This window comes from Afipia massiliensis (genome assembly GCF_014203115.1).
Taxonomy (GTDB): domain Bacteria; phylum Pseudomonadota; class Alphaproteobacteria; order Rhizobiales; family Xanthobacteraceae; genus Afipia; species Afipia massiliensis.
Genome location: NZ_JACHIJ010000005.1, coordinates 13,299 through 37,106, shown reverse-complemented (window position 1 = coordinate 37,106; position 23,808 = coordinate 13,299). Strand labels below are relative to the sequence as shown.

The following is a 23,808-nucleotide window of genomic DNA, read 5'->3' as shown; positions in this document are numbered from 1 at the left end:
GGTGACAGTGACGCTCCACGTGTGAGGGAAGTCGAGCGGAAACGCAGCAATCTAGTGGCTCATATCAGCCGATCCGGATCATAAAATGATCAGGAAAACCCCTAAGCTGCGCGGCTTGGGACGCCACGGCCGCCAAAGCAGTGTTTGAGCAACTTCACGGGATCGAGGTCACAGGACCAACGATGCCTTGCAAGAATTGCGACTATCTTGATCAGCATGCGTTGCACGCACCCAACCACCTGAACTTGATGAATTCGCATGAGCCATCTTAGATACGATCTAATTTATTGTATTTGCGACAGAATTGCCGCCACGCTAACTGTTCACCCATTGATTGGAAGCGCGCGATTGCGTCGCTACGGGCTTATCGATGAGTGTGCGTACATTAGACCTTGCCGCTCTATACTCTTCGGAACGTGGACGTCTGCACCGGCTGATTAAGCGCATCGTCGGCAACCGCACCATCGCCGAGGACTTGACGCAGGATACTTATATCAAGCTCCACGCCCACCCTGTTGGCGCAGCCGATCGCGGCCTGCTGTTTCGGACCGCTCAAAACCTAGCACTGGATCATCTTCGCGGGCAGCGCGTGCGAGATGGTTATGCCCGGGCGGCCCAGATCGAACAGGATGCCGTCGATGAACACGCTCCCGAGCATGTTCTTGCGATGCGGGAGGAGTTGGAGGCGCTTCTGGCGGCGCTTGCGACGCTGCCCAAACGCACGCAGCAGATATTCCTGCTGAGCAAACTGGACGGCATGAGCCATCCCCAGATCGCCAAAGCACTCGGCATCTCCGTCAGCACAGTTGAAAAAGATATGGTCCGTGCGATTTCCTTCTGCCGTACTTGGCAGAGAAATCGTGATACGGAATGAGGGATTCCGGCGTTAGAATCGTTCTCTTACTGTCGGGTCTATAACGACGGGACGAGCGCGGTTCTCAGATGAACTCCGATTCAGAGAAGATACCGGATACCGAGAAACGGGAGCGCGAAGCTACCGCATGGTTCGTGCGTCTGAATGAGCCCGATGTCGCTGACCAAGAGCGCCGCGAGTTCCGGCGCTGGCTCGCTGAAGACCCCGCTCACCATCAAGCGTTCAACGACGTCAAGAGCCTTTGGAATAACCTGGATGCGCCCGCGGCAATCCTGGGCGAAGGAGGCTGGCACCGGCAAGGGTTGAAAAAGCCGAGGCCACTGTCTGCCCGGGGCGGGGCTGTCGGATCAGCTTTGGCCGCCTGCCTTCTGGTTGCGATTGGAGGGCTGATCTGGCGCGATCCGGGGTTTTTCGATCGCCTCCGGGCGGATCATGCGACGAGGCCCGGCGAACGGCGCAACGTCAGTTTGGCCGACGGCTCGCAGGTTTATCTCGATGGCGATACAGCCGTTACCGTCAAGTTTACGGCAGACGGAAGGTCAATCGAATTGCTGCGCGGGCGTGCGTGGTTCGATGTCGTCCACAATCCCAAGTCACCCTTCTCCGTGCACTCAGGTGTGGTTGAAACGCGTGTTCTCGGCACCGCTTTCTCCGTCGATCAAGAGCAGGGAGAAGTCGGCGTCACGGTCGAGCGCGGGCTGGTGGCCGTGTCGCGTTCGGGTGCCGACCGCGTTCAGGTTCCTGCCGGTAAGCATCTGTCCGTCGGAGGGGGGCGCATCGGACCGGTGGTTGAAGCCGACCCGGAGACTGCGCTTGCGTGGCGCAGGGGGCTGATCATCCTCGATCAGGCGCCGCTCGGCAGAGTGATCGACGAACTCGCGCGCATGCAGCCCGGCCGCGTGATGATGACTGACAACTCCCTGCGGCAGTTGAAGCTGACTGGCGTTTTCAAGGCGGATGATCCCGACGCTATCGTCGAGGCGTTGCGTTCTGCGCTTGGATTGCGAACCGTCACGGTTCCCGGTCTTGCTACGCTGGTTTTCCGCTGACATGGCCTGAGATTTTTTTTACGGGGTTCGCTCGTCTGAATCGTTGTCTGCATGTGGCCGTTAAGCATTTCGGCCGCTGAGTGGACTGAGGTTCGATGACGACGATCAAAAAGAGAGCGGATATCGCTCGGAGAAGCATCCCGGTTACGGTGCTGTTGATGGCATTCGCAGCAGTGCCGCAAGCGGTTGCGCAAACCGGTACTCAGCTGCGCGGAGCGCAGGCGGATCGCAGCTTCGCCTTCAATATTCCCTCGAAATCTTTGCTTGCTGCGCTTGCCGATTTTACAGCCGCAACGAACATTCAGGTCATCCGGCCCAGTTCTGAGGCTGTCACCGGCAAGTCGTCACCAGTATCCGGCAATCTCAGTGCAAATGCTGCACTTGGCAGGATTCTGGCTGGCACCGGGCTGACCTATCGCTTCACCAACGCCCGGACGGTGACGATTCAGCGATCCCAGGGTGAGACGTCAAATTTTGCGGTGTCCGATGGTTCGGTCGTGCTTGATCCGGTTGACGTATCGAGCGTAGGCGCTACGGCCGCCGATGCGCCGTATCTGACGCCGGGATCGGTGTCGAACATTTCCCGCCAGGAGTTGGATCGCATACCTCCGATATCGACGAGCGATGTTTTCCGCACGACGCCTGGCGTCATTTCGGCGGGAGGCCGCTCGGGCGTGTCCATCAATCCGAACATCCGTGGATTGCAGGGAATGGGGCGCGTCAATACGACCGTGGATGGCGCGAGGCAAACATCGAGCTCATACCGCGGTTACAGCGGCACCCGCGACGAGGTGTTCGTCGACCCGGACATGATCGGCGGCGTTGATATTTCCAAAGGTCCGAGCGACGGCGTAGGCACCGGCACCATCGGCGGTGCAATCAATTTTCGCACGCTTGAGGCCAGGGACATCGTCAAGGAAGGCAACGACTCGGGCATTCGTCTCAAGGCCAGCACAGGTTCGAACACGGTGACGCCCCGCGCTCCGGTTCAGTCGCCTGCGTCGGTCATCAACATGGCCAGCGAGGCACGCCCGGGTTTTCTCAATGGCGATATGTTTTCGGGAAATGTTGCCGTTGCATCTATCAAGGAACACTACGAGTTCGTCGCAGCGTATTCGAAACGCCAGCAAGGCAACTATTTCGTGGGCACGAATGTTCCGCCCGGCATTGTTTTCAGAAGGGGCGACTTCACATGGGACAGCAATAACGCCAATGCCCGCGTCCCGGCCGGGGGCGAAGCATTCAACACCTCGGAAAACGCCGACTCGTTTCTGGCAAAGGGCAAGATCAAATGGGGCGATGGGCAATCGCTCGAACTGAGCTATCTTTATTTCGGATCGATCTACGGAGAAATCAGCGAGTTCAACATCGCGCCATCCGGATTGCTGGATAATTACGGTCAAGTTGCGCTTCTGCGAACCCGTGTCGATACTTACACGGCCAAATACCGGCATAATCCATCTGACAATCCCTACCTCAATTTTCGCGCGAACCTGTGGTTCACCGATCTGAAGACTGATTTCAACACTGCTTTGCGAGGTGTTCGCACCCTTGGCGGCGATATCGGCAATGCATCGACATTCGCCACCCCGCTGGGTGAATTGGTCTGGGACAACGGCACCGAGATCGTCCGTGAAAGTGCGTTCGCCGATCAATATCCCACAACGATCACGGGAGCTGGCGGATGGATGACACTCGGCCCGACAGGCGAGCGGCTGTTGAGCGGCACGTTCAGCAAGGCGGCTCTCAAGCCGGTCGATTGGCTGACTGTGTCGGCGGGGGGCCGCTTCGATTATTACGATTCAGAGGGCGGGGGGTATCTTGCGAAATATCCTGAACGGTCCGGAAGCCGCTTCAGCCCCAATGCGGGCATCGTGCTGAGTCCCCTGGAAGGGCTCCAATTCTATGGACAATACAAGGAGGGCTACCGCCCTCCCAGCTTGCGCGAAAGCCACTGGCACTACGAAGGCCTTTTGGTCAACAATCCCAATCTGCGCCCCGAGATATCCAAGAACAAGGAAGTCGGCGTCAACCTGCTGCGCAAGGACGTATTCACAACCGGCGACAAGCTGCGCGCTAAACTGTCTTTCTTCGATAATCATTATGACGACTACATTTTCCGCGGCCTTCGCTCGTCGAGGGGCGGCCAGAATGTCTATCACTGGATCAACATGGACAGCGCCAACTATCGCGGGTTCGAGGTTTCCGGCGGATACGATGCTGGCGTGGCCTTCGTAGAAGGCGCCTACACGAACTATGATCGTGTCGAATATTGTCCGACTCCGACCACGTGCTCGGGACCGTCTGGTCTTAGAACGAACATCGGAGCCCCCCTCCAGACGCCGCAGCAGGCCGATTACGCCACGAACTATATCCCGCCGACCACATCGGGCAGTGTCACCGCGGGCGTGCGTCTTTTCGATCAGAGCATGACCATCGGCGGCAGGATGCACTTTGCATCGACCCGCTTTGGAAGCGTCTGGAATGGAGGCAGGGGCCAGATCGGCTACACGATGTCGCCTCCCGGCTATACGGTCTACGATGCTTTCGCCAGCTATAAGTTTTCGGACGACAGTGTTTTCAATCTCAGCATCGAGAACATCACAGACGAATACTATTTTGGCGCGATGACCGCGCTAGGGATGCCGTCGCCCGGTCGAACCGCGCGGCTGTCGTATACAACCACGCTGGGCGGCGCGAGACTGGTGTTACCCGATGTGCATTTGGGGAATGCATCGCACGGTGCGCCCGGAAGCGACTGGACGGGTCTTTATGCCGGCGGTTATCTTGGATACGGGCTCGGCCATGTCAGCGGATTCACAACCGCTTTGAACGGTGCTGTCACCCCCGTCGCGGCGTCGGAGTCCGCGGATATCGACCTCAATAACGTCACCAAGGGTCTTCAGGTCGGATTCAACTATCAGTTCGCAAGCGGCCTTGTGATCGGCATGGAGGCCGAACATACCTGGCTGAAACATGGCGAAACGCAGAAATCTCTTGCGATCGAAGGTGGCGCGGCGCTCATGGCTGGCGGATGGATGCAGGCCAGCACGCAATACGGCATGGACTGGATGATGGCATTGCGCGGCCGGGCAGGATTTGCGTTCGACCGGCTACTTGTTTTTGGAACGGGTGGTGTCGCCTGGCTGAAGGAAACCCAGGAGCGAGCGCAGTTTCAATCCAATTTTTCCACTTTGGCCCAGCCCGGCGGAACGAGCACGAGCGGACCAGAATTCAGCGAACGGACTTCTGTCATGCGGCAGGGTTGGACCGCGGGCGGAGGCGTCGAATATGCGCTCCTCAACAACTGGTCGCTAAAGGGCGAGTACTCGTACTCAGATTTCGGCGAGGACAATTTTCTCTTTCCCAGAGCGCGAGCTGGCGTGACGCAGTCTTATCAATATCAGGAGATCGTCGATTACCGACCAAACCCTCGGGGCGGTCCGCCCATACCGGTTTACGGACCAATGATTACAGTTCCCGGGAGTTATAGCACGGTCAATGGCCGCAAGGCCTCCAACCGTCTGGATATGCACGCGTTCAAGATCGGACTGAATTATCGGTTTTGATGCAAATTTTATGAGGGTATCTGCGAGCTTGCACACGCCTAATTTGAATGAGCGATTGATTTGCCGAAAGGTGTTTTAGTTGGAGCGATGGTGACAATCGAGTTCATTGCTATTCTTCATTGCCGTAGAGGCGCGATGGCAGTCGAGCAGAAACGCAGCAATCTAGTGGCTCATATCAGTCGTTCCTGATCATAAAATGATCAGGAAACACACCGAACCTACCCGGTTTACCTGGCCGAACGCTTTGACGCGGCTTTGGGAGAGCCTTTACCGCCGACGTAATCCTTAAACAGCTTCACGGGATCGGCGCCGAGGGCGCGGGCGATGGCCGTGAACTCGATGATGTCAAGGCGGCGCTCGCCGTTCTCATATTTGGCGACAAAGGATTGCGGGCGGCCGAGCTTCTTGGCCAAGGCTAGCTGGCGGATGTCCGCCGCCTTCCGCGCTGCGACAAGCTGGTCGATTAGCCGGGCATATTCCGCAGATTTGAGGGTCTTTTGCATGCGCCGCCAGAGCCGTGAATCGGCGGCGCATAATTTGATCCCAGAAACGGATTATCCCAAAATAGGATTATATTAACGGAGACTCACCATAGTAGCGCCCGACAGTCGGAGGTGCCGTGGACTTCTGCGCGGCGGGAAGCGATGTGCTGAGCCACCCACGCCGAGCCATCCTAAAGCGGCGGAAGGGACGTCGAACGCAAACTTGGAGAAGGTCCCATGAATATCGCAATCAAGGCGGCCTTGGGCTGCGCGCTTGGATTCATTGTCGTCGGAGCTCTGGTTGGCGGTGGTCGAAGCGCGGCCCCGCCCGTGCCGAGCGTACCTCTGCCATCTGACCAGACACGGTTCATAATGGCGATTACCCAGGCGCGATCCAAATTCAACGCGGCTCCCAATGAACTGGCCGCGGGTGGGTTCCGCAATACAAGACAGCAGGCGATCTGCAGCGCATTGAACGGTCAGAGCGCATCAGGTTGGATCGGCAAAGTCGCTCATCTCTCCACCAATGGCGATGGCAAGGGCGTAATCACGCTTGAACTTGCGCCGGGTTTGCAAGTTTCAACATGGAACAACGCTATATCGGACTATTCTGATAAGACCCTGATTGATCCGGATACGCAGTTCTTTAAATCTCTCGCCGCCATGAAACGCGGTGACACGGTGCGGTTTTCAGGAGGGTTCTTTCCCTCGAACGTGGATTGCGTGGGCGAACAGAGCGTAACCTTGGCAGGCTCGATGAAGAGCCCCGTCTTTACGATGCGGTTCTCATCAATCCGGAAGCTTTGATTACGGCAGTGGCGCTATATCTTTGCGCGCGCTGCTAGCTAATAGCTGTTTCCTCGACTCTGGCTTGTTTGAAGCGGTCGCCGAAGATCCGAACGGTCGAAGCTTTGAAATCTGACACGCGGGACACAGAGCTGTTGACCATTTCGGCGCGAGTCACCCTACCCAAGATAAAGTCGTATCATAGCCACCCTTGTATGAGAGTGCTTGGCTGAGGCTATCGACCTGATCATCGTGTTTGCCTTGCGGAAAAGTGAGAAGCTCGGCTTCGAGCTGAGCAAGGAATGGCGCTATCCGGGGAAACAGCACCAGCCCTGCTTCGAACTTGGCTTGATGCACGAACAGACGGCCCTGCTTATCCCGCTCGATGGGTACAGGTCTCACGCTGTAGATATCGCTTTGTTTAAGTTCCTGAGCCAGAGCGATCCCGGTTGATGCATCCTCGACCAGTATTTTGTGCGGATCGTATCGCTGCGCGAGCGCAATCGCCGTGGCGCGCAATTGAGGATACTCGTATCGCCCTCGCGTCACGTCCAGCAGATAAAAGTGCTTATCAACCAAAAGCCACGTGGTGCAGACCGACCAGTCATTCTGGCTGCCGACTTTTGCTGCAGTATCCCAGCTTTGAATGACTTTGGTTCGATATGTGCGCTCCGGCGGTTGATCATAGTATCGGATCCATTCGCGGTGGATCATCGCGCCGCCGTCAGGGACGGGCGACTGCTGATACTGGGCACTAAAAATGGCAGAGCCCATTTCAGTGCGGAGTTTTTCCAGTGTGGCGAGGGTCTCGTAGCGCGGATGGAGCGCTTCGCCGACCCGGCGCTTATGAAACTTGTCATCGCCGATCGGAATCGTCTCATCGGCCTCGGCGATCGCGGGTAAGCTCAGTACGGTCCAGTCCTTGGAATTATCAACGAGGAACCCTGTCAGGTCATGAAGGTGAACTCGTTGCATCACCAGAATAATGATGCCGGTCGCCTTGTTGTCGAGTCGCGACAGCAGAGTGTTTGTGAACCATTGATTGAGGGAATTACGCAGTGTGTCTGATTGCGCGTCGACCGGCTTCTGCGGGTCGTCAAGAATGATCATGTCGCCGCCAAGACCCGTCAGTGTGGCCGAAACGGAAGTCGAGCGACGAAAACCCCGCTTCGTGGTGAAAACGTCAGAATCGGCGATCCGATCGACACGCATGCTCGGAAACGCTTTGCGGTACCAATCAGATTTTACGATTGCCCGAAAATCTGCCGCATGCTTGGCCGAAAGATCGTTGCTGTAGCTAACGCCAAAAATCTTCATCCGTGGATCATGTCCGAGCAGGAAAGCCGGGAGTATTACCGACACCGTGAGCGACTTTAAGTATCGCGGTGGCATGTTGATGATCAGACGATTGACCTTGCCGTCTCGAATAAGCTGGAGCTGGTGAGCAATCGCCTTGATGTGCCAGTTCGGGATGTACTGAGCACCCGGATTGAGCATCAGAAAGCAACGGTGGAGGAAGCTCTCAAAGTCGCTGCGCAGGATAGAACCTAGAAGGTCTTGATCATTCATCGCGCTTTCTCCTTTCCACCTAGCGAGGATTGGAAATTGCGTAGGTAGGCGTCGAGCACTGCCTTGTCGTCGCGACTTATCTCGGACTCGTTACCTCCGTCGGAAGTAATCGCGGCCAACTGATTTAACAGGAAGGTTGCGCTCTTGATATTGCCCTTTAAAGAGTCCTCCACCACCTTATGGAAGATGCCCTCCATGACTGTGATCTTGCGAGCCTTGCCATCCCGTCGCATTGTGATTTTGCTGTTGAGCAATTCGCGCAGGATAGTGTCACGGTTTTTGGCTCCCTTCGGGCGGCCTTTCGGATTGCCGCTTTGACCAGGCTTGAATCGACGGGAGCGAGGCGGTTTTCCGTAGCCGACGTCGTCATCGCTCGACTCCAGCCGCACACGTTTCCGGATGACCCGTTTGACTTTCGGTATCGATGCCATCATCAAATCCTTACGCGCTTGAGAGCAGGGGAGGCGGACCGCTCGGCGGCCACCTCGTCGAAGGTCTGGCCGGTGGCCAGCAGAATCGCGTCACGTTTGGTGAACTCCTGCCAGCGTCGGATGGCCACATCGACGTAGAGCGGGTCGATTTCAATGCCGTAGCCGCGCCGACCGACCTTTTCCGCGGCTAGAATGGTCGTGCCGGATCCCATGAAAGGATCGAGCACGATGTCGCCACGACGCGAACAGTCCCGCATTGCGTCGGCAACCAGGGCGACGGGCTTGACGGTCGGATGTACCGTCAATTCGGCAAGCCTGTCTTTGCGGAACGTATTGACGCCAGCGTACTCCCAGACGTTTGATCGGGAGCGGCCAAATTTGCCGAGTTCGATATTGTTCTGGTGGCGTCCGGTGCCGTTCTTGAATACAAGGATCAGCTCATGCTGGGAGCGGTAGAAACTGCCTTGCCCGGCATTGGTTTTGACCCAAGCGATGATATTCTTGAGCTCAGTGAAGGCATCTTCGCCGGCCGTAAGGCACTCACGAAGGTGCCGCCAATCCATGCAGCAGAAGACGATTGAACCGTCTTCTAAATAGCGAGCCGCTAAGCGCATCCAGCTGACAAGGAATTCCTTGAACTCGGCTCGGGACATCTCACCGGATGCGAAAGAAAACTCACGGTGCTTGATCTTGCCGCGCCCTTGAACCGAGCTAACTCGAACATTGTAAGGCGGATCGGAAAATACCATGAAGGCGCGGGCGGTGCCCATCAGCCTTTTGACATCCCCGGGTTCTCTCGAATCTCCACACAGCAGCCGATGTTTTGACAGCGTCCATAAGTCGCCAATTTGACTGACGGCCTTGGCTTCTACCTCTGGTACGACATCTGCAGGCTCACGTTCCGAATCGAGGTGATCGCTCATCAGGCTGTCGATCTCGGCAGCCTCAAAGCCGGATAGTTCGATATTGAGCTGACATTCGGGAAGCAGCACCGCGAGCTCGCCAAGCTCCGCCGCAAGAATTGGATAATCCCATCCCGCGTTCACCGAAATCTTGTTGTCCGCTATGGAGAGGAGGCGCTTCTTGGTGTCGCTTAGGCCCGACATGATTATTGTCGGTACTTCCTTCAGACCGAGCTCGAGCGCGGCGAGATAGCGGCCATAGCCGCAAATGATAACGCCGTCTTCGTCGATCAGGATCGGGTAGGTCCAACCGTAACAAAGGACTAGGTTTACGATCTGCCGAATTTGCTTCTTGGAGTGCGTTCTTGTCTTGCGTTTGGGCGCTCGCAATGAGCGTACAAGCGTCATGACGATGCGGTCGTGGGTCACAGTGAGCTCCATTCAAAACGAACGAAGCCACCAATATTCACATCATTTGCGCCGCGTCACTAAGCTCATCCAAGTTGAAATGTGGCTGAAAAGCGGTGTGCATTGAAGTCAAGATTTCGGTCTGCGTTTTGGCTTCCAAAATCCCGACAATGCTAGCGTGTCCGAAATCTTCTGTTCAGACGGAGATTTTTCATCCGGAAACAGCATCTCAAATTCTCCTTTGATATTCAGGAGTAAGAGGGGCTGTATCTCAATCTGAGCCAGTTTACCGAAGTCGATGAACTTTAATCCGCTCACGAACTTGCCGAATTCAACAGACTTGCCCCCAACATCAATAATCCGCTTGGCATCCTCCTCAGGCAATCCGTGACGGAAGGATCGATAGACGGCGCCTTCAATCTTGGCCACTGAAATGGCGGCATGGATGACTTTCTCATCTAAGGGGGTGAATTCATATGGAAGTCGAGCGGGTACAATCTCCACCGCGCGTAACGTGGTGCCATCTTGCAGCGTGACAACCGCATCATCTGACACCATACCTCCGTCTAACAAATCAGCAGCATACTCGCGGCGCTGGCCGGTCAAATTCTCAATTGCACGAAACATATTGCCTGATTGCAGGGGAATAAAAGCGCTCTCGTCGTGAAGCGACCTATATTCCAATACAACCAGATGAAAGTGCTTGCCGGTATTCAAATTCATTCGCCGAACATGCACCACGATTTGCGCACGCTCTGAAAGACCGTAGCTTTGCTCGACAATATAGATTGCCTCAGCGAGGGTTGTCGGTTTCCGTATCGGATCGTTTCTGGTCATGGAGGTGCTTCTAGTGAGCAATACAGACCGAAGGACAGGACTTCCTGTACTTTTAGCTGCCTTTTCATTTCTGCGCGAGCGAGATTCGCGGAATGAGCAGTTATGGAATCTTTATTCTTTATAGGCATGCGATGCATTGCAGCTGCCGCAACCGCCGCTCGCCGTCGTGGAAAACTCCTACGCGCTGTAGGTGAGCAGTAGAAGGGCAACGCTAACTTCTGGCCCATTACCGTCACGGATATGCCTACTTCGCTGACGCCTTGCAAGACATTGGAATGAAATCGCACTCTTCGAAGTTCTGCGTGTTGCGGCGCTGACTGATCTCATCATCGGCCGCCATCTATATAGTTGAAGGTCGTTCCGGGGCAGCCGCTGACGTGCAAGTTGTCGAAAGTCCTCAAAGTTCAAGCAATCATCCAAGCACATACATAATAAGTTGAAAAAATATCTGACCACGTTGCTGGGGGAGCAAAAGCTGTAAGAGTTTTGCTTGCGAGGTTATCCATATGGGAACATCTCAGAAAATCAATCAATCAACGCAGAGGATCGGTGCGCATTTACAATGCGCGCCTGCTGATCAGATTTCCTGAACATCAGAATCAGGCGATGTTGGTTTTCTACCATTTCTCTCTCTCATATTATTTGCAGGCAACCCGGAGCGAGTTGCTCCAAGGTTTCTGAGAGGGCGTCATATGCAGGAATTGCTTCTCGCGATGGTGCGGGATGAAACGATTGCTAAATCACCCTTAGAGCAGGCACATCGCATCGATGCGCCCACGTGGTGAGACGGATATAATGCGCGACGTATCGGTGGACATCAAAGGTCCGTCCAATTGTATCGAGGCTGTACCCGAAGAAGCCTGGAGGAATGTGAGCGGCTCACTTGCCGAGTCTTCGAAGAATTTGGCGAGATCCATAAAGGTTTGGAAAGTGCCGCCTCTTGTTTCTTCTGTCGGACCACGGCGTCGTCAGTACTATCGCCGGGATCGCGATCTGCGGTGGACGATTTATCTGCATAAGCGACTGAGGGGCATCGGCGTTCAGCCGAGAGCGCTTCGCTACGCATTTTAATTCGACGGTCCAAAATGGCGTTGATGCCGACCAAAATTACGATGACGCAGGGTAGACAACGAGCATGACAAATTCTGAACCGATTGTTCTTGATGCGCTGGTGCTGGGCGGCGGCTTTGGGGGCATACATATGCTCCATCAACTGCGCGAAATGGGATTGACGGTAGTTGCGCTCGAGGCCGGGACCGGGGTGGGAGGCGCGTGGTACTGGAATCGCTATCCTGGAGCCCGATGCGATATTGAGAGTCTCGTTTATTGTTACTCCTTCTCGCCCATCATCGACGACGAATGGAGCTGGACTGAACGCTATGCGACGCAGCCGGAAATCGTTCGTTACATAAATTTTGTCTGCGATCGGCTCGATCTTCGCAAGGATATTTGCTTCAACTCCCGCCTAGTCAAGGCGACGTTCGACGAAGAGGCCGGGTTCTGGACGTTACATACCGAGAACGGCGATGTCTATCGTGCGCGGCATTTCGTTTCCTCGGCGGGCCCCATCTCGGAGCCTATCTGGCCTGACATTCCTGGTCGCGAGAAGTTCAAGGGAGAAATCTACCATACAGCGAAGTGGCCTCAGCAAGAGCCGGATTTCAGAGGCAAGAGGGTGGGAGTTATCGGCACGGGATCGTCCGGAACCCAACTCATTCCTCTTGTCGCAGAGCAGGCCAAACACCTGACAGTATTCGTCAGAACGCCGAACTTTTATGCCAACGCCAACAATCGGCCGCTGACCGATTCCGATCAGGCATGGTGGATGCAAAACAGGACAAGAATTCGCGAGCGGCTGCGGACGTCGGAAATCGTAGGTTCAGGTGATGTCTTCATGAATGAAGAGATGCTTGCAACGCGACTTCGCAAGGGTGACGAATACAGCGAGAATGAGCGGCGCGAAATTCTTGAGAAGCGATGGCAGTTTGGTGGGGCGACGATGCCTCGCGCGTTCGTCGATATTTTGACCAATCATGAACTGAATGACGAAATTTCCGGTTTTCTGCGCGCAAAGATTGCGCACATTATCAAAGACCCTGCAACGGCCGAGATCATGACGCCGCGCAACATCTATTTTGGAACCAAGCGGATCTGTGTAGGCACAAATTTCTACGAGACATTCAATCGCCCCAACGTCACGGCTGTCGGCGTCAAGAAAACGCCCATCGAACGGTTCTCGGAAAAAGGACTCGTCGTTGATGGCAAGGAACATGAGTTCGATGTCATTATCTGCGCCTCTGGTTTTGATGCGCTAACGGGTGCGTTGACCGTTATCGACATCCATGGCGTCGATGGGAAAACCATCAAGGATGTCTGGTCAAAGGGATCCGACACCTACTTGGGTATCGGCGTTGCGGGGTTTCCAAACCTCCATCTCATCGGCGGACCTGGAAGTCCTTCCGTCCTGGTAAATGTCGTTATGGCGAATGAATATCAGGTCGGATGGATATCGCGGCGCATCAAGTACATGCGGGACCACGGGTTGACTCGTGTTGATGTTGATCCTGACTATCAGGCGAAATGGTCGCAAACCGTGAAGGATGTTATCCAGGGAACGGTGCTTGTCAGCGCCGACAGTTGGTACGTCGGCACGAACGTACCAGGCAAGGCCAAGGGCATCTTGGCCTATGCGGGAGGTATGGTGAACTACAAGCAAGCCTGCGATGCAGCGGCAGAGCGGAAGTACGAGGGATTCGTATTTTCCTGACGGCCTGCATTCGCGACACTAATGAATGCGGTTCACTGGTGGTTACGAATTGGGGCGGTCAGCATGATCGCTGCGTGTGCCAGTTTTCCAATCAACGTATTTGAATAACCGTCGTGCTGATAACGAAATGCGCGATGGCGTCGGGGGATATAAATGGATTTGGGTATCAAGGGACGTGTTGCGCTGATCACAGGTGGCGCAAGGGGATTAGGACTCGCCGAAGCCGAAGCATTAGCTACAGAAGGTGTCTCCATAGCTGTTAACGATGTTGATTGTGACGCAGCTGACCAAGCGGTTTCGCGTTTGAAGGAATTAGGCGTCAATGCGGCTGCGTTTATCGGCGATGCGGCCGATGAGGCTGTGGTCGTCAATTTGACGAAGCAGGTTGTTGGCGAACTCGGGCGTCTCGATATTCTGGTCAACAATGCCGGCATCGGCGCGCGTCCTTCGTATCGCGTCCAAGATATGCCAGCGGACGCCTGGGATCGAATGGTTCATATCCATATGCGAAGCACGTTCTTATGGACGCGCGAGGCGATACCCGCCATGAGGTCGCAGGGATGGGGGCGCATCATCAACACGTCATCGATGAACTATACGGGTGGCGGGCGAGCGGGTGTGTCCCACTATGTAGCCGCCAAGGCTGGTATCGCCGGTTTCACGCGGACGGTGGCCAAGGAGGTTGGCTCCTTTGGGATCACCTCTAACGCCATTGCGCCGGGATACGTGGAAACCGATCTCATTGGCGGCTTCACTTCAGAAATGCTCGCGGTCGTACGGGAGCAAAACCCGCTGCGGAGGCTATGCTCACCGCGTGAGATCGGGAGCGCCGTCGCGTTTCTGGCCTCGAGCAATAGTGGATTCATCAACGGCGAGTTGCTTTGTATCGATGGCGGACGGCGCGAATTTTATTGGGGCTAGCAGCATGCGTGGCGCAGTCTCGGAGAAACCGGGCGAACCCCTCGAAATCCGCGAATTGAGGCTCGCCAATCTCGCCTCAGACGATGTGATCGTACGCATACAAGCGACCAGCCTCTGTCATACAGACCTGGAAGCGGTTGACGGGCACCTCGATACGCCACTGCCATTCGTTCCCGGTCACGAAGCAGCGGGGATAGTGGAATGGACCGGATCATCCGTTTATCGGCTGTCAGTGGGTGATCATGTCGCTCTTTCCTGGAATCCGCATTGCGGGCATTGCTATTTCTGTTCCCATGAGCAGTTCATACTGTGCGAGCAGTATCGAGCGAATGGGGTCCGTTCGATGCACTTTGACGGTAAGGCGCGGATTTTCGACGGCAAACAGCCCGTTCATCAGTTGATGTACGCCGGCACTTTTGCGGAACTGGCAGTTGTCACTGAAGACTGCGCTGTCAGGATCCCGAAGAGCATGCCTTTCCACGTTGCCTGTCTGATCGGTTGTGGAGTAGCGACCGGGATTGGAGCGGTCAGCAATATAGCACGGGTTCAGCCTCGCAGCAGCGTTACCATCATCGGATGCGGTGCGGTCGGACTCTCGGCTATCCAAGGCGCACGTCTTGCCCAGGCGGAGACGATCATCGCGATTGATAGAGATGTGCGGAAGCTTCATATGGCGAAACGCCTTGGAGCCACGCACACTCTCCCTGTAGATGAGAACCTGATCCAGTCCCATGCCGCTCTCACGTGTGGGCGTGGCGCGGACTATGTTTTCGAAGCAGCCGGCAATGAAAGAGGATTCCAGACCAGCTTGGAGATCGTAAGGCCAGGAGGGCAGGTGGTCTGGCTCGGTAAGGTCGCACAGCAGCAGCTGGTAAGTTTTCGTTGGGGGTCGCTGATGGGTGAAAAGAATATCGTACGATCAAGTTATGGTGGAAGCCGGGCGCAGGAGTTCTTCCCTTCGCTTGCAGAAAAATACTTGAGCGGTGACCTTCTGTTGGATGATTACGTGACTAGCCGCATCTCTCTTGGTGAAGTCAACGCCGCTCTCGATCGGTTGCGAAAAGGACTCGATATTCGATCGGTTATCGAATTCTAATGTTTGAGTCCTTCCCGCAGTTTGTGGAGCCGGGATGGGGGCTATTTTCCTTATCCCGGCCACACAGCACGGTCAGAACGTGTTGACCTCACCCGACCCACCGTATGCCGACCATCCGCCGTCTACGAATAGCTCTGCGCCGGTGATGTAGGAGGCCCAGTCGGAAAGCAAAAATGCGGCTGCCTGAGCAATTTCTTCAGGTCGCGCCATGCGTCCCAATGGTGTTCTGTTCACGATGCGCATCACGTCAGTTGCACCGCTATTGATGATACCTTGAGCCATCGGTGTGAGAACATATCCCGGGCCAATCGCATTGACACGAATTCCCGATTTGCCCCACTCCGTTGCGAAAGACCGGGCGAGATGGCCGACGGCGGCCTTGGATGTGCCGTAGGCACTGCGCCGTGGCTGCCCGTTATAGCCTGCGATGGATGTTACAACGACCATAGCGCCCGAACCCTGAACTTCCATGTGCCGTGCGGCGAGGCTGCAGACAAGCTGGGTTCCGCGCACATTCACGTCCATCACACGTTGCCAGATATTAATGTCCTGCTCTGTCGCTTTGCCGATATGATGGATGCCCGCACAGTGGAAAAGCCCATCCAGGCCGCCAAGCTCGGCAACTGTTTCGCTGATTAGCCTTTCCGCCTGATCAGGGACAGAGACGTCAGCGGCGACATGGGCCCGGGCTCCAGTTTCTGCGGCGGCTTCCACTATTGCATCGGCTTTGACGTCCGAAAGACAAACGTTTGCTCCGAGATCGGTAAAGATTTTACAAGCAGCTTTTCCGATGCCGCTTGCGCCGCCGGTAACGAGTATTCGCTTTCCGGACAGTCCGAATGATGGTCCTGATGAAATTCCTTGCATGTCCTTGAATCCCTTTGCAGAACAAGTCCGTCTCTGACGGATTGCCCTGTCCGTTTTCTGGCGTGAACTGATTTGCCACGCCCTCCCAGGCAATCATAAGCCTTGCGATGGCGGTTCGGCCTAATTTCGGTTGATGTTGATCGTCAGCGAAGGTGAATGACTGGGATGACAGACGTGGCGGGGGCGTCTTCTTCCCTTCATCAGTTTTTCTGAAGTCAGGAGTCAGGCGATCTTGCTACCCTTTCATCTTTTGCTTCCCTACCTTGTACCTCAGATCACAAGCGCCGAAGAGACCGCTCTGAACCTGAAGTCAGGCCAGGAGCGGCCGAGAGAGCATCATGGTCCGGGTGGAAATTCCGATCTGGGGAGAGAAATATGCGCGATATTAAATTTTCCGCGAACCGCAGGCGTGCAATTAAGGCCGCTGGCGCGACCGCAGCTTTGGGCGTTTACGGTTTATTGGGTGCGCCGGCGATCGCGCAGACCACTCCGTTGCGAATAGGAATTCTTGCTCCTCGCGGAGGTATGGCTGGAACGGCCGGGGAGGGGGGAATTCGCGCTGTCGAGTGGTCTGTGGAGCAGCTGAATGCGGCCGACGGAATCGGAGGCCGGAAGGTCGAGCTCGTCTTTCAGGAAGAAACGACGCCAAAGGAAACCATCGACCGTTATCGAAAGCTGGTGTTGCAGGACAAGGTCGATGCCGTCCACGGCATAATCTCCTCCGCTGTGAGTCTCGCACTGGCGCCTGCAGCTGAGCAGTCGAAGATGCTGACGATGTTGTGGGATGGCACGACACAGGACGGCGTCAAGGAGATGATGCCCAATCCGCAGTATGTTTTCCGCTCCATCGACAATGAAGTCGATGCCGTAATGGCGTCGCTGCTCGCGATCCGGCATTTCAAAGGCAAATTTGCACGGATCGCTGGTATCAATCCCGACTATACGTACGGCCGTAACACCTGGACAACATTTACCGCGCTTCTCAAGAAGTTCGGTATTGAGCACACCGTTGTTGCCGAGCAATGGATAAAGCCCGGAACGATGGATCTAACATCCAACGTGGCGGCTTTGAAGGCGGCGGCGCCGGATTTGATCTTCACTTCGATGGTATTTGCCGATTTGCCTGTGTTCATGCGTCAGGCCCACAATATGGGACTAACGGATGGCGTAAAGTTTGTCATGCCGGCGGCGGGGTGGCAGCAAACCTCGCTCAAGAAGGAGTTCACGCCTGAGAACATCGTATTCGGTCACAGCACATTGTACTTCGCCAACCCGGCAGCTTCCCCACTGCAAAAAAGCTTTGTGAAGTGGTACTTTGATAAATACACAGACTATCCCCATTGGGAATGTGACCGCGCGTACTACTGCCTTCATCTGTATAAGGCAGCCGTCGAGAAGGCGATGGCGGCGAAGTCCGGATCGTGGCCGACGTCCCTTGAGATCGCGGAGGCCATGCCTGGTCTCACGGTGGAATCACTAGGTGGTCCTGCCTCCATGCGGCGCGATCACATTTCCGATCAGATCATTTTCCAGGGTCTTACGACTCATAAAAATGATTATGATTTCGTCACGCTCGCCACGACCGAGTCGATGTCGACGAAGGAAATTCAGAAGCCGCCCGGCGCGGATTTCTGGGAATGGCTGCAGACAGCTGACCTAAAAATCTAGTCGCGTACAGAGAAGGGGCGCCGACCGCATGTCGTGGCGGCGATATCATCTATGGCTACAGCGGCTAGCATACTAATCGCAGGGCTCTTTCACGGAGCCGCGCTTTTCTTGCTGACATCCGGACTGCAACTCAGTTTCGGTGTTCAAAGAATCGTCAATCTCGCATGCGGCTCGATATATGCCCTAGGTGCGTATCTGGGCGTATCCGTGACCACATGGGCGCTGGCGCAGGGGCTTCCGGTCCCGCTGTTTCCCCTTGTTTTGTTGGCGTCCGGGCTGGTGGCGGGATTGATAGGATTGCCACTGGAGCGTGTTTTGAGCACGATTTATCGTCGTCCTGAGTCATTCCAGTTGCTTTTGACTTTCTCGCTCATCCTGATTTTCCAGGATGTGCTTCGCTTCTTTTGGGGTGCGTATCCTCGCCAACTGCCGAACGTATCGATGGTCTACGGTTCGATCAACGTGGGTGGCGTGCAGATGCCTATGTACAATCTCTTTGTCATTCTTGCCGCCGTCGTTATCGGTGTGGGTCTGACGTGGTTCTTGAGTCATACGACTTCGGGGAAAGTATTGCGTGCTACCGCCGAGAATCGCGAGACGAGCGCCGCAATGGGAGTGAACGTTCGGCTGGTATATTTGCTGGTCTTCACATTAGGGACAACATTAAGCACGGTCGGTGGAGCGCTTGTTGTGCCGACGGCCGCGGCATCGCTACAAATGGGCGTCGAACTGGTCGTCGATGCATTTGCGGTCATAGTCATTGGCGGTCTCGGCAGCATGAAAGGCGCCGCAGTAGGTGCGGTTATCGTTGGTCTGATCCGCGCCGCAGCACTCTTCATCTATCCTGAAGTCGATATCCTGGCGACCTACGCGGTCGTGCTGATCGTTTTGATCTGGTGGCCGACCGGCCTATTTGGAAAGGCGTTGTAATGAAGCAAACCGCATCAGCGCTGGATATGTCGGTGGAATCGGACGGTACCCGCAGTCGATCCGGAATCACCGTGAAGGTGATGTTGTTTGTCGCCGTCGTGGCGCTTGCCGCGGCGCCTCACGTTACGAATATCTATTACGTCAGCCTCGGTATCCCGTTCATGGCATACGCAGTTGCCTTGCTCGGGTTCAACCTGCTGTTTGGATATGGCGGCCAATTGTCTTTCGGTCACGCGCTGTTTCTGGCCATCGGCGCATATTCGTCTGCTTTGGCAGTTCGGCTCACCGGCAACGCGGCATTCGAATTGATGCTGCTGTTCGCCGTGGCGGCTGCGTTAGCGATCTCCATCCCGTTGGCATGGATCGCAAGCCGGTTCTCCGGCATTTTTTTCGGCATGCTGACGCTTTCGTTTGGCATGCTATTCTATTCGTTCCTCAACAAATTTTATGATTTGACGGGCGGGGACAGCGGAATGAATGTTCCGCAGCCATCGCTTCTTGGCATCGACTTCTCGCAAGTTGACAAGATGGGATTTCTGACAGGCCCGTTCTACTATTATTGCCTGGCTTTGCTGATCGTGAGTGCGTGGATTATGTGGCGTATAGTCCGATCGCCTTACGGGCTACATCTTCAGGCCTCACGCGATAATGAAGTGAAAGCAAGTTATCTCGGAGTGAAGGTTCGCCAAGTACGCGCGGTCGCCTTTGTCATCTCCGCGATCTATGGTTCCGTTGGGGGTGCGATGCTTGCGATAAGCACCGGGCTCGCCGATCCCGAACTATCGTACTGGCAGCAATCCGGTCATCTCGTTTTCATGGCGATTCTTGGTGGCTATCAGGAGCTCATAGGACCTATCGCAGGAGCTTTGATATTCATTCTGCTTCAGGACGAGTTACAGGCTGCCACCCAGTATTGGCGATTTTTTCTGGGCGTCGTGCTGGCGCTGCTCGTGATCGGAATGCCGGGAGGTCTTTTGGGTACTGCGAAGCAGATTCTGGCCAGATGGAGGCGTTGATGTCCAGTGACCATCTGCTCGTCGCGCAGAACATCTCCAAATCGTACGGGAGTTTCGTCGCCATGCAGGGCGTCGATCTCAATCTGGCTAACGGCGAGTTTGTGTCCGTGGTCGGACCAAATGGTGCTGGCAAGACGACGCTCGTCAATGTTCTCACTGGATTGCATTCACCCACGGAGGGGAGCGTGCGATTTATGGGGCGCGACATAGCGGGACTTAGTCCCGTAGATCTTTCGACGCGAGGTCTCGCGCGCGCGTTTCAGCTGGTGAGCGTATTTCCCGATCTCACCGTAAGGCAAGCGCTCACCGTCGCATCCTGCTCACGTCTTGGTTTGCGATGGAAAATGTTCGCGGACGCTTCGCGCTATCGTGAAGTGCGAGAAGCCGTCGCGGCGATTGCCGCAGCATTTCGACTGACAGATTCGCTTGAAAGTTCTGCAAATTCGTTGCCGCATGGCAAGCGTAAGTTGCTTGACGTTGCTAGCGCTTTTGCATTGCGTCCGAAAGTAATTCTGCTGGACGAGCCAACGGCTGGCGTTTCAACGGCTGACAAGCATGGTGTGATGGAAACTTTGTTGTCTGCTGCGAGCCAGATGGGAATTGGTGCAATTCTCCTGATTGAGCATGATATGGATCTCGTGCGGCGTTATTCGTCCCGGATCATTGCCATGCAGGGCGGACGAAAGATCGCTGATCTACCTACTGAGAAGTTCTTTGCTGATGAAGCCGTTCTCTCTGTCGTGATCGGCAAGGAGGCACATGCATGACGCTTCAAATCGAGGGGCTGAATGTATCGATCATGAGAAACCGCGTACTGCACGGTGTCTCACTGCGTGTGTCTCCTGGAGAGTTGGTGTGTCTTGTCGGGCGCAATGGCGCGGGGAAGACTACCACGTTCAGGGCGATCATGGGATTCGAAGCGATCGGAGGTGGGCAAATCTTGTGGCGCGGTAAAGATTTGAACAAGCTCGCGACGCACCGCATTGCTGCGGCCGGACTAGGCTACACGCCGGAGGGTAGCGATGTGTTCGGAGATCTGACCGTTGAGGATAATATCGCGTTGCCGACCTGGACACGCAAATCAACCAAATCGGCGGATGAGCGGATCGAAGCGGCCTACGCGATATTTCCGAAGCTGAGATCATATGCGCACCGGGGAGGGCAGCAGCTATCCGGGGGGGAGCGCAAAATGGTTTCAATCGCCCGCGCACTTGCGCTGGATCCCGAGCTTCTTTTACTGGATGAAGCATTTGAAGGTCTTTCGCCCGCGATCTTGCCTACCATCAGCAATGGCCTGCGAAGCATTCTTGACCAGGGTCGCTCCGTATTGCTCGCTGAGTCGAACTTTTACCACCTGCCTCGTTTTGCGGACCGGCTCTACGTGATCGAACGTGGAGCGATTATTTTCGAGGGGACGCGGGAGCAAGTGGAGGCCGATGGGGCAACTATGAAAGTGATAAAGGGAGTTGAGTAGCCGGATGGAACATCCACCGCAGCCCACTCTTGACTCGTTGGCAGAGATCGACCGGTTACTCGCACCAAATGTTGTGCCGGTTATTGAAGCCATCCGTGCCGCGAACCAGTCAACGATGGATCCGGCGACTTTGCCACTCGCCGAGGCTCGTGCCCGGTATGAGGACGTTCAAAGGGGATGGCGGCCGACGCTTCCCTCCGACGTCGCTATCGAACGCTTTTCTATCCCGTGCGCACCGTCGGATCTGTCCGCGGTAAGGATAGTTCCGGCTCAGACCAGAGAGTTGGTGGGCCAAATGCTCTATCTGCACGGCGGCGGATGGGTGTTCGGATCGATAGATACTCATCTTTCTCCCATGGCTCACCTCGCCGCGCGAACCGGATTGGAAGTGATTGGAATCAACTATCGGCTTGCTCCCGAATTTCCGTTTCCGGATGCTTTGAACGATTCCCTGGCGGCATGGCGCTCACTATCTTCGACGTGGCCGGGCGCGCCTTCGCTGCGATTTATCGGGGGCGATTCTGTGGGAGCGAACCTCGCGGTAGGGCTGATGCTCAGCTTGCGAAACGCCGGATCGACGCTGCCGGACGCGGCCCTGCTATTTTACGGTGCCTATGCGGCCGACGAGGAGACGCTGTCTCATCGCACATTCGGCGATGGAAGCTACGGACTCTCCAGCAGCCGCATGGCATGGTTTCGGAAGCTGTATCTCGAGCGTTCGCTCCCGCCAGTTGCGGTCACCGATCCCCTTGTGGCTCCGCTGCACGCGGATCTTCGAGGTTTGCCTCCTCTCTTTGTGTTGTCCGCGCAGTGTGATGTTCTGTGCACCGAAGGCGATCTGTTTGCACAACGAGCGAAAGAAGCTGGTGTCTCGGTCCAGGATTCGATTCAGCCGGGTCTTATCCACGGCTTCCTTCAGATGGTGGGAATCGTACCTGAGGTCATGACTGCTATAGATGAGGCAGCTGCATTTGTGCGTTCGCAGCGGCGAGCGCCTAGTCATTCCGGTTGACGCGCGTGAGCGATCTTGCTGAGGCGTTACTCACGGTCTCTGCTGTTCAACCTTTGCGGCATCCGCCTTTTCAGCTCGGATGGGTCGACGCACCGCATTACTCGGTCAGCCTTGGTGACTTCCCGCTGGATTCCGGCGGTGTTATCGAGGATTTCTCGATATCTTTTGCCGTGCACGGTGATTCGCGCGACGACCGGCTGCCGATCGCACTTGCATTATGTGCGATTGGAAGCACGCACCATAGAATGGATTTTATGATTGGCACCGGGCAGGCACTCGACCCCTCCCGTCTGCGCATACTTGCTATTGACGCAATCGGAAATGGTCTGACGACGTCACCCTCCACATCGCGTAGCCAGCCCGGATATTTGTTCCCGCAATTTACAATTGGCGACATGGTGCGCAGCCAAGCGTCTCTGGTGAAGCGGCTGGGTATTGAAAAACTTGATCTCGTTGCCGGTGCATCGATGGGCGGTATGCAATCGCTCGCTTGGGGTGTCATGTATCCGGAGGCTATGCGTCGGATCGTGGCTCTGACCCCTATGGCGAAAACGACACCCTGGGCCCGCCTCGTAAATCTATTGGCGCGCTCGACATTGGAGCGGGGGATGTGCCACGAATTGGGTGGCGAGCCGGCCACCGATCCCTGGTATGATTGGGTACCTCTCATGCTCGCCCTGTCGATGCGCACTCCGAGTCAATTCGATGCCGAGATTCTGGATTTCTGTCGAAGCCCGGGAAAATCTGATCCCTGCCCATGGCTTGACCTCCGAAGATCTTGGTGGCGATCCCAGGGCTTCGAGTCGATAGACTGGATCTATCAGTCAAGAGCTTACGACCTTCATGATGTGGGGAAACTGGGTTCATTCAACGGAGACACGGTCGCTGCCCTGAACTCAGTGCGTGCCCCGACCTTTATAGCTGCGCCGTCGTTGGATCTTTATAATCCAGCAGATGCAGCGGTTTGGGCGTCGCGCCATATTCCGGAATGCCATTACATGGAGATCAACAGCGTGTATGGCCACATGGCCGCGAGTGGCCTTGATCAAAGCGCATCTCGTGCTTTGAATGATGCTGTCGCCAGATTCATAGCGTAGAATCTCGCGCGATAGAGCGCCCATAGAACGAGGCGTGAAAGTTTCAAGGGTGG

Annotated in this window: 20 protein-coding genes and 1 pseudogene; 14 read left to right on the top strand and 7 right to left on the bottom strand. The window is 55.6% G+C overall.

Annotated features, from left to right (window positions below):
* Positions 1-370: 370 nt before the first annotated feature.
* The 3 genes from HNQ36_RS17110 to HNQ36_RS17100 all read left to right on the top strand — a co-directional run bounded on the left by HNQ36_RS17110 (position 371) and on the right by HNQ36_RS17100 (position 5,492).
* The gene (locus HNQ36_RS17110; protein WP_056296650.1) at positions 371-874 is read left to right on the top strand and encodes an RNA polymerase sigma factor; all 504 of its coding nucleotides are present in this window, start codon (positions 371-373) and stop codon (positions 872-874) included.
* Between the two features lie 68 nt (positions 875-942).
* Positions 943-1,923 carry a FecR family protein gene (locus HNQ36_RS17105; RefSeq protein WP_056296647.1) on the top strand — a complete coding sequence of 327 codons (981 nt, stop codon included), beginning with the start codon at positions 943-945 and terminating at the stop codon, positions 1,921-1,923.
* 95 nt (positions 1,924-2,018) lie between these two features.
* Positions 2,019-5,492 (top strand): TonB-dependent receptor domain-containing protein, encoded by a 3,474-nt coding sequence (locus HNQ36_RS17100; protein WP_056296642.1) that lies wholly within the window; start codon positions 2,019-2,021, stop codon positions 5,490-5,492.
* Positions 5,493-5,719: 227 nt separating this feature from the next.
* Here HNQ36_RS17100 and HNQ36_RS17095 read toward each other — a convergent pair whose 3' ends face one another.
* A complete protein-coding gene (locus tag HNQ36_RS17095; protein ID WP_056296639.1) occupies positions 5,720-5,995 on the bottom strand; it encodes a helix-turn-helix domain-containing protein in 276 nt (91 codons plus the stop codon).
* A gap of 216 nt (positions 5,996-6,211) precedes the next feature.
* On the opposite strand from HNQ36_RS17095, the gene HNQ36_RS17090 reads away from it, so the two are divergent.
* On the top strand, positions 6,212-6,781 hold the full coding sequence (locus tag HNQ36_RS17090; protein WP_056296636.1) for a hypothetical protein: 570 nt from the start codon (positions 6,212-6,214) through the stop codon (positions 6,779-6,781).
* Between the two features lie 153 nt (positions 6,782-6,934).
* On the opposite strand, the gene terL is transcribed toward HNQ36_RS17090, so the two are convergent.
* The 5 genes and pseudogenes from terL to HNQ36_RS17065 all read right to left on the bottom strand — a co-directional run.
* On the bottom strand, positions 6,935-8,329 hold the full coding sequence (gene terL / locus HNQ36_RS17085; protein ID WP_056296633.1) for a phage terminase large subunit: 1,395 nt from the start codon (positions 8,327-8,329) through the stop codon (positions 6,935-6,937).
* The gene (locus HNQ36_RS17080) at positions 8,326-8,760 is read right to left on the bottom strand and encodes a DUF5681 domain-containing protein (RefSeq protein ID WP_056298720.1); all 435 of its coding nucleotides are present in this window, start codon (positions 8,758-8,760) and stop codon (positions 8,326-8,328) included. Before HNQ36_RS17080 ends, terL begins: the two co-directional genes overlap by 4 nt.
* A 2-nt stretch (positions 8,761-8,762) precedes the next feature.
* Positions 8,763-10,091, bottom strand: coding sequence for a site-specific DNA-methyltransferase (locus HNQ36_RS17075; RefSeq protein ID WP_082512607.1), 1,329 nt, complete (start codon positions 10,089-10,091; stop codon positions 8,763-8,765).
* 108 nt (positions 10,092-10,199) lie between these two features.
* Positions 10,200-10,907, bottom strand: coding sequence for a hypothetical protein (locus HNQ36_RS17070; protein ID WP_082512524.1), 708 nt, complete (start codon positions 10,905-10,907; stop codon positions 10,200-10,202).
* 131 nt (positions 10,908-11,038) lie between these two features.
* Positions 11,039-11,333, bottom strand: a pseudogene (locus HNQ36_RS17065) (alpha-hydroxy-acid oxidizing protein); the annotation flags it as partial.
* 709 nt (positions 11,334-12,042) lie between these two features.
* Here HNQ36_RS17065 and HNQ36_RS17060 point away from each other — a divergent pair.
* The 3 genes from HNQ36_RS17060 to HNQ36_RS17050 all read left to right on the top strand — a co-directional run bounded on the left by HNQ36_RS17060 (position 12,043) and on the right by HNQ36_RS17050 (position 15,691).
* Complete coding sequence (locus HNQ36_RS17060) at positions 12,043-13,674, top strand: flavin-containing monooxygenase (RefSeq protein WP_184087145.1); 1,632 nt, start codon at positions 12,043-12,045, stop codon at positions 13,672-13,674.
* A gap of 153 nt (positions 13,675-13,827) precedes the next feature.
* Positions 13,828-14,595, top strand: a complete 768-nt coding sequence (locus HNQ36_RS17055; RefSeq protein ID WP_056296622.1) for an SDR family NAD(P)-dependent oxidoreductase — start codon at positions 13,828-13,830, stop codon at positions 14,593-14,595.
* A gap of 4 nt (positions 14,596-14,599) precedes the next feature.
* A complete protein-coding gene (locus HNQ36_RS17050) occupies positions 14,600-15,691 on the top strand; it encodes a zinc-binding dehydrogenase (RefSeq protein ID WP_056298716.1) in 1,092 nt (363 codons plus the stop codon).
* 72 nt (positions 15,692-15,763) lie between these two features.
* On the opposite strand, the gene HNQ36_RS17045 is transcribed toward HNQ36_RS17050, so the two are convergent.
* Entirely contained in the window at positions 15,764-16,558 is a 795-nt protein-coding gene (locus HNQ36_RS17045) for an SDR family NAD(P)-dependent oxidoreductase (RefSeq protein WP_056296619.1), read from the bottom strand.
* Positions 16,559-16,933: 375 nt separating this feature from the next.
* Here HNQ36_RS17045 and HNQ36_RS17040 point away from each other — a divergent pair, with 375 nt between their 5' ends.
* Genes HNQ36_RS17040 through HNQ36_RS17010 form a run of 7 tightly spaced genes read left to right on the top strand, consistent with a single transcriptional unit; the run spans position 16,934 to position 23,755 of the window.
* Entirely contained in the window at positions 16,934-18,226 is a 1,293-nt protein-coding gene (locus HNQ36_RS17040) for an ABC transporter substrate-binding protein (RefSeq protein WP_056296618.1), read from the top strand.
* Positions 18,227-18,277: 51 nt separating this feature from the next.
* Positions 18,278-19,156 (top strand): branched-chain amino acid ABC transporter permease, encoded by an 879-nt coding sequence (locus HNQ36_RS17035; protein WP_056296615.1) that lies wholly within the window; start codon positions 18,278-18,280, stop codon positions 19,154-19,156.
* Entirely contained in the window at positions 19,156-20,172 is a 1,017-nt protein-coding gene (locus tag HNQ36_RS17030) for a branched-chain amino acid ABC transporter permease (RefSeq protein WP_056296614.1), read from the top strand. The genes HNQ36_RS17035 and HNQ36_RS17030 overlap by 1 nt, the downstream gene beginning before the upstream one ends.
* Complete coding sequence (locus HNQ36_RS17025; RefSeq protein WP_244487248.1) at positions 20,172-20,939, top strand: ABC transporter ATP-binding protein; 768 nt, start codon at positions 20,172-20,174, stop codon at positions 20,937-20,939. The genes HNQ36_RS17030 and HNQ36_RS17025 overlap by 1 nt, the downstream gene beginning before the upstream one ends.
* Entirely contained in the window at positions 20,936-21,646 is a 711-nt protein-coding gene (locus tag HNQ36_RS17020; RefSeq protein WP_056296612.1) for an ABC transporter ATP-binding protein, read from the top strand. The genes HNQ36_RS17025 and HNQ36_RS17020 overlap by 4 nt, the downstream gene beginning before the upstream one ends.
* 4 nt (positions 21,647-21,650) lie before the next feature.
* Complete coding sequence (locus tag HNQ36_RS17015; RefSeq protein ID WP_082512523.1) at positions 21,651-22,658, top strand: alpha/beta hydrolase; 1,008 nt, start codon at positions 21,651-21,653, stop codon at positions 22,656-22,658.
* Between the two features lie 5 nt (positions 22,659-22,663).
* The gene (locus HNQ36_RS17010; protein ID WP_200941184.1) at positions 22,664-23,755 is read left to right on the top strand and encodes an alpha/beta fold hydrolase; all 1,092 of its coding nucleotides are present in this window, start codon (positions 22,664-22,666) and stop codon (positions 23,753-23,755) included.
* The last annotated feature ends 53 nt before the right edge of the window (positions 23,756-23,808 follow it).